The organism is Staphylococcus sp. GW823-FHT05F06, assembly GCF_058795495.1.
The window spans coordinates 113106-126461 of sequence record NZ_JBXAHW010000004.1 but is presented as its reverse complement, the minus strand read 5'-3'; the positions used below and the strand labels follow the sequence as shown (position 1 = coordinate 126461).

The 13356-nt window shown below is 33.0% G+C and carries 11 protein-coding genes and 2 pseudogenes; 9 read left to right on the top strand and 4 right to left on the bottom strand.

Features of this window, described 5'->3' with window-relative positions:
• Nucleotides 1-8 precede the first annotated feature (8 nt).
• The 4 genes and pseudogenes from AC1Q7N_RS04230 to AC1Q7N_RS04215 all read left to right on the top strand — a co-directional run.
• Nucleotides 9-302 (top strand): annotated as a pseudogene (locus AC1Q7N_RS04230) (CPBP family intramembrane glutamic endopeptidase); the annotation flags it as partial.
• Between the two features lie 295 nt (nt 303-597).
• The gene (locus tag AC1Q7N_RS04225; RefSeq protein WP_001831406.1) at nt 598-1260 is read left to right on the top strand and encodes an ABC transporter ATP-binding protein; all 663 of its coding nucleotides are present in this window, start codon (nt 598-600) and stop codon (nt 1258-1260) included.
• Entirely contained in the window at nt 1253-2029 is a 777-nt protein-coding gene (locus AC1Q7N_RS04220) for an ABC transporter permease (RefSeq protein WP_002469550.1), read from the top strand. The genes AC1Q7N_RS04225 and AC1Q7N_RS04220 overlap by 8 nt, the downstream gene beginning before the upstream one ends.
• A 138-nt stretch (nt 2030-2167) precedes the next feature.
• Nucleotides 2168-3346, top strand: a complete 1179-nt coding sequence (locus tag AC1Q7N_RS04215) for an MFS transporter (RefSeq protein WP_492712833.1) — start codon at nt 2168-2170, stop codon at nt 3344-3346.
• An 82-nt stretch (nt 3347-3428) separates the two neighbouring features.
• Here the strand turns inward: AC1Q7N_RS04215 and AC1Q7N_RS04210 are convergent, their stop codons facing one another.
• Both AC1Q7N_RS04210 and AC1Q7N_RS04205 read right to left on the bottom strand, forming a co-directional pair.
• Nucleotides 3429-4784 (bottom strand): carboxylesterase family protein, encoded by a 1356-nt coding sequence (locus AC1Q7N_RS04210; RefSeq protein ID WP_002470191.1) that lies wholly within the window; start codon nt 4782-4784, stop codon nt 3429-3431.
• A gap of 315 nt (nt 4785-5099) precedes the next feature.
• The gene (locus AC1Q7N_RS04205) at nt 5100-6779 is read right to left on the bottom strand and encodes an APC family permease (RefSeq protein WP_002438244.1); all 1680 of its coding nucleotides are present in this window, start codon (nt 6777-6779) and stop codon (nt 5100-5102) included.
• A gap of 194 nt (nt 6780-6973) precedes the next feature.
• On the opposite strand from AC1Q7N_RS04205, the pseudogene AC1Q7N_RS04200 reads away from it, so the two are divergent.
• Nucleotides 6974-7228: pseudogene (locus AC1Q7N_RS04200) on the top strand (DUF1801 domain-containing protein); the annotation flags it as partial.
• Nucleotides 7229-7378: 150 nt separating this feature from the next.
• Here the strand turns inward: AC1Q7N_RS04200 and AC1Q7N_RS04195 are convergent.
• Nucleotides 7379-8431, bottom strand: coding sequence for a 2,3-butanediol dehydrogenase (locus tag AC1Q7N_RS04195; protein WP_002438246.1), 1053 nt, complete (start codon nt 8429-8431; stop codon nt 7379-7381).
• 489 nt (nt 8432-8920) lie between these two features.
• On the opposite strand from AC1Q7N_RS04195, the gene AC1Q7N_RS04190 reads away from it, so the two are divergent.
• Genes AC1Q7N_RS04190 through AC1Q7N_RS04175 form a run of 4 tightly spaced genes read left to right on the top strand, consistent with a single transcriptional unit; the run spans nt 8921 to nt 12471 of the window.
• Nucleotides 8921-10177, top strand: a complete 1257-nt coding sequence (locus tag AC1Q7N_RS04190) for a betaine/proline/choline family ABC transporter ATP-binding protein (protein ID WP_001831407.1) — start codon at nt 8921-8923, stop codon at nt 10175-10177.
• Between the two features lie 2 nt (nt 10178-10179).
• On the top strand, nt 10180-10815 hold the full coding sequence (locus AC1Q7N_RS04185) for an ABC transporter permease (RefSeq protein WP_001831629.1): 636 nt from the start codon (nt 10180-10182) through the stop codon (nt 10813-10815).
• 16 nt (nt 10816-10831) lie between these two features.
• Entirely contained in the window at nt 10832-11776 is a 945-nt protein-coding gene (locus AC1Q7N_RS04180) for an osmoprotectant ABC transporter substrate-binding protein (RefSeq protein ID WP_002470137.1), read from the top strand.
• Nucleotides 11776-12471: an ABC transporter permease gene (locus AC1Q7N_RS04175; RefSeq protein WP_002456656.1), complete on the top strand. Its 696-nt coding sequence runs from the start codon at nt 11776-11778 to the stop codon at nt 12469-12471. The genes AC1Q7N_RS04180 and AC1Q7N_RS04175 overlap by 1 nt, the downstream gene beginning before the upstream one ends.
• 181 nt (nt 12472-12652) lie before the next feature.
• Here AC1Q7N_RS04175 and lrgB read toward each other — a convergent pair whose 3' ends face one another.
• Entirely contained in the window at nt 12653-13354 is a 702-nt protein-coding gene (lrgB, locus tag AC1Q7N_RS04170) for an antiholin-like protein LrgB (RefSeq protein ID WP_002438249.1), read from the bottom strand.
• Nucleotides 13355-13356 lie beyond the last annotated feature (2 nt).

Here is a 13356-nt window from a genome sequence, read left to right as displayed (position 1 = left end):
TTTGAAAGTGGATAACACCCATACTATTTATAGATATTGTTATTTTTACACCAATCATTGAAGAACTTTTATTTCGTCATTTAATCATTCATGAACTAGGTAAAAAATTAACTTATGGTTTGATGTATATTGTGTCAATAGTGGGATTTACATATTTTCATTGTACTGATGCAGTTTCACCATTTGAAGCAGGACCTTACTTTATTGCAGCAGTCGTATTTGTTATAGGTTACCATTTTAGCCACCGTAATTTAGCAGTACCCATTGCTTTGCATATGATTACAAATTTAATAGCATTTTAAACAGTACTGCTACTTATACGATTGCGTTTAAGTAAACTATTACTTCATATTAGAACCTAACAACCGCAAATAAACTAGTTCAGATAATAAGTATTCTAGTGGTGAAAATTTAGCAGTTGCTATACTAGTGCATATGATTTTAAGTGTGGTTGCATTTATAAGTATGTATACATCTATAATATAAGTGAGTGATTGAGTACAATAATTTAACAGGTACAAACTTAAATTTAATAATATTAAAATAGTCAAAATAGGGAATAGAGTTTAGTAATGTCGATATAAGGATGTGTTTAAATTGCTACTTAAGGTTGAACATCTTACATACAAGGTTGATAATCGTACGATTTTAGATGATATTAATTTGAATATTAATAAAGGAGACACGATTGCTATTGTAGGACCTTCTGGAAGCGGTAAGAGTACTTTACTCAAACAATTGAATCATTTAATTAGTCCCACGAGTGGAGATTTATATTTGAATGATCAATCTTACTTTAATTATAAGCCGGAAGAGATAAGAACACGTGTGAGTTATTTAATGCAACAAAGTGAGTTAATCGGTTATACAATTGAAGATAATATGAAATTTCCTGCTGAGGCTAGAAGTGAAGCTTTTGACCGTGATAAAGCGAAACAACTCATCTCTCAAGTAGGATTAGGTAATTATCAGTTAGATGCTCAAATTGAGCACATGTCTGGAGGAGAGCAACAACGTATTACCATCGCTAGACAACTCATGTATGAACCTGAAGTTTTATTATTAGACGAAGCTACTAGCGCTTTAGATACACATAATAAAAAGAAAATTGAAGAAATTATATTTAAACTAGCAGATAAAGGGATTGCCATTTTGTGGATTACGCATAGTGATGACCAAAGTATGCGTCATTTTAAGCGTAGAATCACAATTACTGACGGTAAGATATCGAGTGATGAGGAGTTGAATGGTAATGAGTAATACAGCACTTTGTCTGACAGCACTTTTATTACTAATCCCTATCTTTATTTCTTATAAAGAAGGATTACATATTATCAAAGATTTAGTTATTGCTACAATTAGAGCAACCATACAACTATTGATTTTAGGCTTTTTATTACATTATATTTTCGAAATTAATGAAAAATGGTTATTAGTGCTATGTGTGTTAGTCATTATTATCAATGCATCTTGGAATACAATAAGTCGTGCTTCACCTGTCATGCATCATGTTTTTTGGATATCATTTGTGGCTATATTTGTGGGAACAGCGCTACCATTGGCAGCAACTGTTGCTACAGGTGCAATTAAATTTACAGCGAATGAAGTGATTCCAATTGGAGGTATGTTAGCTAATAATGGTTTAATCGCGATTAATCTCGCTTATCAGAATTTAGAAAAAGCATTTGTTCAAGATGTTTCTGATATTGAATCCAAACTTACGTTAGCAGCGACACCTAAGCTCGCATCAAAATCATCTATTAGAGAAAGTATACGCTTAGCGATTGTTCCTACAATTGATTCTGTAAAAACATATGGTCTAGTTTCAATTCCAGGTATGATGACAGGATTGATTATCGGAGGCGTTGACCCACTTCAAGCAATTAAATTTCAATTGCTTGTCGTGTTTATTCATACAACAGCGACGATTATGTCTGCACTCATTGCAACGTATATGAGTTACGGTCAATTCTTTAATGCTCGTCATCAACTCATTGCTAGAACGCAACGCACAAGACAAAGTAGTTAAATATAGTTGTTAACCTACACAGTACAGCTTTAAATATTATATAATAAAACAGTTATAAACAATGATAAGTTTGTAGCTGTTTTATTTTAGTCAAAATCAATAGTTACGTTATTACTTTGAAAGGGGCATCTAGTTGTTATGACTGTCGCACGCACAACAACATTTATATTAAGTGTTTTCATCGTAGGTATGGTTGAGATGATGGTTGCAGGTATTATGAATTTAATGAGTCAAGATCTTCATGTTTCTGAAGCGGTGGTTGGGCAACTGGTAACGTTGTACGCGCTTACCTTTGCGATATGTGGTCCGTTATTAGTGAAGTTGACTCATCGGTTTTCTTCGCGATCAGTATTATTATGGACGTTAATTGTCTTTATCTTCGGGAATGGTATGATTGCCATTGCGCCACATTTTGGAATAATAGTTGTAGGACGTATTTTATCTTCTGCCGCAGCTTCACTCATTATTGTGAAAGTTTTAGCACTCACAGCGATGCTCACATCAGCAAAAAACAGAGGTAAAATGATTGGTATTGTTTATACAGGTTTTAGTGGAGCGAATGTCTTTGGTGTTCCCATCGGTACAGTGATTGGCGACTGGGTAGGATGGCGATTTACATTTTTATTCATTATTATTGTAAGTGTATTTGTTGGTGTTTTAATGTTAATATATCTACCAAAAGAAGATGAATTGTCACATCCAAATCAAACACCTCGTTCATCTAGTATTGAATCACAAACTGGCTCAAGCGTCATAAGACCTCGTGAGGTTTTTAAATATCTGATGATTACATTTTTAGTGCTGGTTGCTAATTCTGTAACATTCGTGTTTATTAATCCATTAATTTTATCCAATGGACATGAAATGTCTTTTGTGTCTTTAGCACTACTTGTTAATGGTGTAGCAGGTGTGATTGGTACTTCATTAGGCGGTGTTTTATCTGATAAGTTTACTAGTAAGCGTTGGTTAATAATTTCGATTTCAATATTTATAATAATGATGATAATTCTTAACTTATTATTACCAGGAACAGGATTATTATTAGTTGGCTTATTTATGTGGAATTTAATGCAGTGGAGTACAAATCCAGCTATTCAAAGCGGTATTATTGAACACGTCGAAGGAGATACAAGCCAAGTGATGAGTTGGAATATGTCGAGTCTCAATGCCGGTATTGGCGTTGGCGAAATCGTAGGTGGACTCGTTATGACACATTTATCAGTGGAATATGTTACTTATACTAGTGCATTGATAGGTTTAATTAGTCTTATCATTGTATTCACTTTAAAAAATAGACATTATGCTAAAAATTTATGACTGGAAAAGGTGTGCACGATAGCACATAGAAGTATCTTTATGATATTAGATTTGTGTATGCTATCAGTGCCTTTTCCAGTCTTTATCTATAGATATGTAACGCTTGATGTTGAGGTTCATAACATTTCCATGGCATCTTACCTTTTCGGGCAAAATAAGCTAAGTCAGATATCATGTTACGACTTAAATTCATATCATGTTGAGTTATAGAATAATGATTTTTAGTCAAAATAGAGAGGTGACCAAACCAAAATACTAAATCCAATATATGATATGCACTTTTAAAGTAGGAGGTATGGGGTTGGTGCCAATCAAAACGTGCTAGCCAAGTGTCGCAACTATTCATTTTATTTAAAAATAGATAAATCGGACGAACAAAACAATACTCTGTTATTAAATTTCTTTGTTGTTTCATTGTGAGGGCATCATTTTTTTCGACGTGTGTACCATATTGAGACATCAAGTGAATAAAACGTTCAGAAGGTAAGGTGCGTGTTGCGTCTTCAATATAAATATCACCTTCATCGTGTGTATAACTCATGAATGTCGGTTTGGGAAATTTTTTAATGGATCGTGACATATGATGATCTTTAATAGGTTGATAAATCAAATCAAGTCCACGAGATCTTCCACGCTCTATTTTTTGAGACTCCATTAGATATAAAATGTCATCACTGGTAAGTGTCTTAAGTGTTTTATTAGGAAAATAATGTCTCATGAGTTGTGAAAAATGTTGTACTTTAGTATGTGCATTGAGTGGTGTATCAGTAGTTAACGTTCCACTTAATAACATCACTTTATGATAATAATCATCAAGTTCGGGCATTTGCATTAATGTCATGATACTCATACTACCTGCAGATTGACCCATTAGTGTCACGTTATTTGAATCACCGCCAAAATGTTCGATATATTGATGTACCCATCTTAAAACGTTAATTTGATCAGAAATCCCATTATTATAGTTCAAATGTTGATTAAAATAAGACCAATCTAGGTAGCCGAGTGCACCTAAGCGATAATTAAAAGTAACTACTATTATATTTTCTTGTTCTACTATGTGTTCAGGACAATATAGTTCAGCTGTGCCATGTCCTTGAAGAAAACTACCACCATAAAAGTAAATCACTACAGGTAAATGATTTTGATTGGATGATGGTTTCCAAATATTTAAAAACAGGCAATAATCATTTTGTTTAAAAGAATTAAACGATGAATCTGTCATCGAAAAAAAGTCTTCAAGTGAATTGTAGGGTTGTGGTGGGATGGATTGAATATGAGTTGCATCAATCATTGGTTTGCTTAGTTCCATAAGCTTTGAATGTTGGAATCGAGATATCTTATTGAATGATTTGGCATACGGGATACCTAAGAATACATCAATATTCTTTTTGTGTAAGCCATTGATGGTACAGTTACCTATCTTGACTTGAACCATGTTTGAACACACCTTTACATATAAAGTCGTAGCTTAACTATAACATGAAAAATTATATTTAGATGAAATGTGAGCAAGTAACAAAGTGAAAGAATTGTTGATGATTGACTTGAACAATGTGTTAAAAAATTAAATTTTACAAACGAAATAAAAATGATATTAAGTGTTTAACTAAATATTTAACGAATGATATCAGATAGAATTAAATGAATTTTTGAGTTTAATTCATAATTACTGGTATATTAAAAAGCTTGAGACAGTAATGATAGTCCCAAGCTTTTATTATAAATATTTTATATTCTATAAGCTGTCGTCTTATTGATTTTGCTCTTGTCGATCGCGTTCTTTCCAATCTTTATGACGCGCTTTTTTGCGTGTTTTACGCAACTTATCGCCCATTTTCTTATTCAACTTGTTCGCACGCTTGAAATAAATACTTTCAAAGTAACTTGTCGTACCTAGTTGATAGAAGATTAAAGCAACGATTACAATGACTAAGAAATCCCATGGATAGTGAATCCAATTTAAGCCTTTGAACTCTTTACTTCCAATAAATGATAAAAATGCGAGAACAATAAGGTAGATAATAATCCATAAGCTTCCGCCAATTTGTTTTTTAGTATTCTTCCAATTCATTTTATATTCATAGAAGAAATAAATAGGTAAACCTAAAATAATAATTAAAATAACTTCTGCTGTTGTTGGCCACATTGCCCAATAGATAGCTAATGATGCTAAAACAAAGGATAAAGGTGCCATAAATTTTAAAATATTAGCTTTGAATGGACGAGTCATTTTTGGTGCCATTTTACGTAATGAAATAACCGTAGTTGGACCAGTTAAATATGCAACTAATGTTGCAGTAGAAATAACCGCAGCTAGTGTACCCCAGTCACGGAACAATGTCACCATAACCATGCTGATAATTGCATTAAATGCAATGGCAACACGTGGGATATTATACTTTTTATTAATTTTACCTAAGAATTTAGGAATATGCCCATTTTCTTCCATAGCGCGTAACACACGTCCAGTAACGGCAACAAAAGAAACCCCAGTACCAAACGGTGACACAACTGCTTCCATATAAAGTAATATTGCTAACCAGTTAAGACCTAATAAAATTGCCATATCTGCAAATGGTGAATTGAAATTGATACCGCTCCATCCATGCTCATGCAACATTGAGCTTGGCATAGATGTAATGAACGTACTTTGTAAAACTATATATAATATAGCACTTAATGTAAGTGAGATAACAATCCCACGTGCGATGTTTTTCTCTGGATTTTTAATCTCTGATCCCATGTTAATAATTGTCTGGAATGCATTAAATGAGAAGATAATTCCAGATGTTGTTGTTGCAGCAAAAATAGGTGCACTTCCGTAAGGCATAAATGTACCGATAGAGTGTCCATAATTACCTGTATCAAAACCGGAAACTAATAACATAATTATGGTTAAAATAGGGACACCTAATTTGAATACTGAAATTAAACTTGTAAATGATGTTAATAATTTTACTGACCAATAGTTTAATAATGAAAAGATTGCAATAATGATGTAAACAGCAATCAAACCGTAAGTACTGATTGAGCCATCTTTCATTAAAGATCCCATTGGTTTAGCCCAATCCCAAGGCCAAGAACTCATATATTGAACAGCAGACACAGCTTCAATGGGAATAATTGTTACTAATGATACCCAGTTCGCCCATGCTGCAATAAAACCAAGTAATGAGCCGTGAGTATACTGTGCATAGTTGCTCATACCGCCTGATTGAGGGAACATAGTTCCTATTTCAATATAGTTATAGGCAATCGTTCCAATTACTAAGAAACCGATAACCCAGGAAATAATGGCGGCTGGACCGGCCATTGAAGATGCCTCCCACGCTCCAAATAACCAACCTGATCCTATTAGTGAACCAAGACCAAGGAGGACGAGTTGAGAAAGACTTATCTTATTACTTTTTGATTTGCTATTATTTTTCATAAATACTCCTTTGTATATGTTGAATAATCAACAAAAATATTACGATATAATTATACGCTAGTTAAAACATTAGTCAAACTAAATTTTTGTAATAATACAATTAATATTGTTTAATTAAATATCAATAAAAAACAAATATATAATATAAGAAGGTAATGCTTATTTAAAAGAGGTGTAGTAATGAATAAACAAAAAATGAGCAAGTTGAGCAATTTTTAGCTAAAGAAAGCCAATGGCAAGATTGTTATAAATTTTTGAGAAATTTAATTTTTAATGAAACTGAACTTGAAGAAAATTATAAATGGATGCATCCTTGTTATACGATAAACAATAAAAATGCTGTGCTAATACATGGATTTAAAGGTTATGTAGCGTTGCTTTTTCAAAAAGGAGCAATACTTGAAGAAAAGTATCATACATTGATTCAACAAACTGAAAGACTACAGGCTGAAGCTGTCTCCTAAGAAAGCGAGCCAACAATACGAAGTATTGTAAATAAAGAAGCCAGTAAATGAATTTATGAAAACTCATTTACTGGCTATTTTGCTAGGAATTATGTCCCAACCTTTCGTATAAAATGAACGATATTCTGTTTAGAATTATTTTTGGTCACCATTTAAACGGACTAAAATTTTAGCTTGAGATTTATCGTTTACAAGTTGATTGAAGCCACTTTCAACAATATTATCTAATTCAATTTGATCTGTTACGACGTCTTTAACATTTAAGCTACCGTTAGCGATTAAATCTATTGTTTGTTGGAATGTAGTTGGTGTATAAGCAATTGTAGTTGTTAACTTGACACCTTTATTCATTTGTAATAATGGATTGAATTCTACGGGATGACCGAAGATTGATACGATGACAGCAGTACCACGTGGACGTGTTACTTCAATAGATTGTTGTAAAGTAATACCTACACCAGCAACTTCAAATGACACATCTACACCGTTGTCAGTATGTTCATAAACCGTTTGTACTGGATCGACGTTACCTGAGTTATACACGTGAGTCGCACCGACACTTTTAGCTTTCGCTAAACGTTCTTCTGATAAGTCAAAGACAAATATTTTACTTGCACCAGCAGCTTTTGCTGCAACAATAGTTAACAAACCAATTGGCCCAGCGCCAAATACTGCTACAGTATCACCGAATAATAATTCGCCTTCTTTAACTGCTTGGACAGCAACGGCTGTTGGTTCTACAAGAGCACCTTCTCGTGCTGAAACATTATCTGGTAGATGATAAACATTTGTTTCAGGAGCATTAGTAAACTCGGCAAATGCACCATCAGAACCTAGTCCTATAAATGAATAACCATCATACAAGTCAACATTTTCCGGCTTTTCTCTTTTAGACACTGTTGGATTAACTACCACACGATCCCCTTTTTTAAAACGTGATACGTCTTTACCAACATTTTCTACGACACCTGAAAATTCATGACCTAAAGTCACAGGTGCAGTTTGACCAAGTAGTGGGTCCGGTTGATCAGTTGAAATAAAGATAGGTCCTTCCAAATATTCATGTAAATCAGTACCACAGATACCGGCCCAAGAGACTTTAACTTGCACTTCATTGTCTTTTATTGCTTTGGGTTCGCGATCTTCAACGCGTACATCCTTTTGTCCATACCATACTGCTGCTTTCATAATAAAAACCCCTTAAATATAAATTTGACTGTAAAATATGAATATCAGTCTTTAATGTGATGTAATAATTCTTATTACATTTTGAGCATAATACTAAAATGCTCTATTTTCAAGAGGACACTGACATATAATGTGATATTTTTCACAATATTATAAAAATTAAACTTTTAATTCATAGATAGTGAATCATTTGCATAAATAACCGTAGATTTCTTAATTTATAATTTTTTTAACATAGAAAAAATTATAAAAATTCTGTGAAAAGTGTTTATTTTCAACTCATTGGGTATATATTAATATCTGTCTCTGTTTTCATGTATAGCAAATTTATGGTTAATGTTTAAGACTATTAATTTAACGTAAAAATATATAAGCAAAGGCCTTTGTCTTTTGTTTAACTTTAGTCATTATTTGTTTAACAATTGCATCAGAGGTCTTTTTTTAGGTCATGGAACAAGACATTCTTTATATAGGAAGGGGAAAACAATTATGTTAAGTATTAAAAACTTAACCAAGATTTATTCAGGGAATAAAAAAGCGGTAGATAATATTTCTTTGGATATTCAATCTGGTGAATTTATCGCTTTTATTGGGACGAGTGGTAGTGGTAAAACAACTGCACTACGCATGATTAATCGTATGATTGAGGCGACAGATGGACAGATTATGATGAATGGAAAAGATGTCCGTAATATGAATCCTGTTGAATTGCGGAGAAGTATCGGTTATGTCATTCAACAAATTGGTTTGATGCCACATATGACTATTCGAGAAAATATTGTTTTAGTACCTAAACTTTTAAAATGGTCTAAAGAGAAGAAAGATGAAAAAGCTAAAGAACTTATTAAACTGGTAGATTTACCTGAAGAATATTTGGATCGTTATCCAGCTGAATTGTCAGGAGGGCAACAACAACGAATTGGTGTTGTGCGCGCTTTAGCAGCTGAACAAGATATTATATTAATGGATGAACCTTTCGGTGCATTAGATCCTATTACACGCGATACATTACAAGATTTAGTAAAGGAATTACAACAAAAATTAGGAAAAACATTTATTTTTGTCACTCATGATATGGATGAGGCTATTAAATTAGCAGACAAAATATGTATTATGTCTAAGGGAAAAGTCGTTCAATACGATACACCTGACAATATTTTACGATATCCTGCAAATGACTTTGTTAGAGATTTTATTGGGCAAAATCGCTTGATTCAGGATCGTCCTAATATGAAATCTGTGGAAAGTGCTATGATCAAACCCGTCACTGTTAAAGCAGATGATTCATTGAATGATGCAGTAAATATTATGAGAACACGTCGAGTAGACACTATTTTTGTAGTCAATAATCAAAATAAATTATTAGGATTTTTAGATATTGAAGATATCAATCAAGGATTACGTGCGCGTAAAGAATTAATTGATACCATGCAAAGGGATGTCTACAAAGTACATATCAATTCAAAGTTACAAGACTCAGTGCGTACTATTCTAAAACGTAATGTTAGAAATGTACCTGTGGTCGATAATGATGAACATCTCATTGGTTTAATTACACGTGCAAACTTAGTCGATATTGTGTATGACTCAATTTGGGGCGAAGAAGATTCTGATAGTTATGAGATCCCAAATGAAAGCTTAGATGAGAATAATCACGATTTACCACAAAATCAAACTGATACACGAACAAATATAAATGAAGATGTGAATGATTATCATGATGCTCAACATAGAGGTGAGGATTAATAATGAAAGCATTCTTACAAGAATACGGTAGTCAACTTTTATCAAAAGCAGTAGAACATTTTTATATTTCTATGTTTGCATTATTGTTAGCGATTGTAGTAGCTGTCCCTTTAGGTATTTTATTATCAAAAACGCAACGCACAGCTAATGTGGTATTAACAGTTGCTGGCGTGCTTCAAACCATTCCTACTTTGGCTGTGTTAGCTATCATGATTCCAATATTTGGGGTAGGAAAAACACCAGCTATTGTTGCATTATTTATCTATGTATTATTACCAATTTTAAATAATACAGTATTAGGTGTTAAAAATATCGATAAAAATGTCATTCAAGCTGGTCAAAGTATGGGAATGACTAAATTTCAATTAATGAAAGATGTAGAAATGCCTTTAGCTTTACCACTTATTATTAGTGGTATTCGTCTATCAAGTGTATACGTCATTAGTTGGGCAACACTCGCAAGTTATGTAGGTGCAGGTGGACTTGGGGATCTTGTATTTAATGGATTAAATCTCTATCAACCACCTATGATTATTAGTGCAGCGATTGTTGTTACTTTATTAGCATTAGTTATTGACTTTATACTTTCATTAGTTGAAAAATGGGTTGTACCTAAAGGATTAAAAGTATCTAGATAAATGGGAGGAATTGACATTGAAGAAGTATCTTAACTATACACTGATTCTGATTGCATTATCTCTCATCGTGTTATCTGGATGCAGTTTACCAGGCTTAGGTGATGGAAATGCTAAAGATGATGTGAAAATTACAACGACTGAAACAAGTGAAACTAAGATTATAGGTCATATGGAAAAATTATTAATTGAACATGAAACTGATGGAAAAATCAAACCGACGTTAATTGGTAACCTAGGGTCTAGCATTATTCAACATAATGCGTTACAACGTGGAGATGCAAATATGTCAGCGGTACGTTACACAGGTACTGAATTGACGAGTGTATTAGCAGCTAAACCTACTAAAGATCCTGATAAGGCCATGTCTGAAACACAACGCTTATTTAAAAAGAAATATGATGAAAAGTATTATCATTCACTTGGGTTTGCGAATACATACGCATTCATGGTGACAAAAGAAACGGCTAAAAAGTATCACTTAAAAAAAGTATCAGACTTAGAGAAATATAAAGATGAACTACGTCTTGGAATGGATACCCAATGGATGAACCGTGCAGGTGATGGATATCCTGCTTTTGTTAAAGATTATGGATTTAAATTTGATAGTGCGCGTCCAATGCAAATTGGTTTAGTATATGATGCATTAAAAAATAATAAATTAGATGTAGCAGTTGGGTATTCAACAGATGGACGTATTGCAGCTTATGATTTGAAAATATTGGAAGATGATCGCAAATTCTTCCCGCCTTATGACGGTAGTCCACTTGCAAATGAACAATTAATAAAGGATAATCCAGAAATCGATAAGGCACTAAAAAAATTAGAAGGTAAAATCTCAACAGAAGAAATGCAGAAGTTAAATTATGAAGCGGATGGAAAAGGTAAGGAACCTGCAGTGATAGCTGAAGAATATTTAAAGAAACATCATTACTTTGAAGAAAAGAAAGGTGGTCATAAGTAATGAAAGGTAATTTGTTACATTCAATCATCGAATATTACTCACTGAACTGGGCCTTTCTTCTAGAACTGTTCTTCAAACATCTATTAATGTCGGTATATGGTGTGTTGTTTGCATGTATAATTGGAATTCCTATTGGTATTTTCATAGCCAAGTATAAACGTTTATCGTGGCCGGTAATTACAATTGCAAATATTATACAAACTGTTCCAGCAATCGCTATGTTAGCCATACTTATGTTGGCTATGGGATTAGGACCAACAACTGTTGTTGTAACTGTATTCCTATATTCGTTATTACCTATTATTAAAAATACTTATACTGGTATTGTAGAAGTTGATGAAAATATTAAAGACGCTGGTAAAGGTATGGGAATGACGGGGAATCAAATATTAAGAATGATAGAGTTACCATTATCTTTATCTGTTATTATTGGTGGTGTTAGAATTGCACTTGTTGTTGCTATCGGAATAGTAGCGATTGGGTCATTTATCGGTGCTCCAACACTAGGTGATATTATTATTCGTGGTACAAATTCAACAGATGGAACAACATTCATCTTAGCAGGTGCCATACCAATTGCTTTAATAGCAATTATCATAGATATAGGATTACGTTATCTAGAAAAACGTTTAGATCCTACTCGTAAAAACAAAAAAGATTCAATGCAAAAACATCAAGTACAAAAATTACATTAATAGATATCAATAAACTTAATTAATATAAAAAGCATAGACAGTGACTAAAACAGAGATTATTTTAGTCAACAGTTGCTTATACATTAACAATGCCTGGAACATTATTTTGTGTTCCAGGCATTGTTTGTTTAACATATTAAGTTTTCAGGGGTATTTTAGATATATTTATAGTTTTGGGTAATTATAATAAGATTGGAGCAAGTATAGGAACTACTGCTACAACAATAACGCCAACGATGACAACTGCAATACTTCCCATTGATTCTTCAGTCTCACCCAATTCTTTAGCTGCCGCGACACCTAAAGTGTGTCCACTTGTCCCTAGTGCAAGTCCTCTGGCAATAGGGTTAGATATTTTAAATAATTTAACTATTTTAGCACCTAAAGCAGAAATGACAACTGCATTTAAAATAACTGCGAGTGAGGTTAATTCTTTGACACCACCGATACCGTCAGATACAGGTAATGCAATTGCTGTCGTTGCAGCTTGAGGTAGCATAGATGCTATAATTTGATTGCCAAATTGGAATGTTATTGCAACAAGATAAATTAATAACAAGGCAATAATTGTACCAACAGCTATACCACCAAATATTTGTAACCAATATTTTTTTAATACTTCGCGCTTGCGATATAAAGGAATCGCAAAGCATATTGTAGCTGGTTCTAGGAAGAAATTAATAATGTCGCCACCGATTTTATAATTCTCATAACTAATTCCTGTCAATTTCAAAAAAGCAATACCTGCAACCATACTTACGAATAAAGGTGCTAGTAAAAAGAAACCATTCGTTTTTTTATAAAAATAAGTCGCTATGACAAATGGTATTAATGATACTAATATCCCAAAATAAGGTGTATTAATTCCTAAATGTTCAATCATTG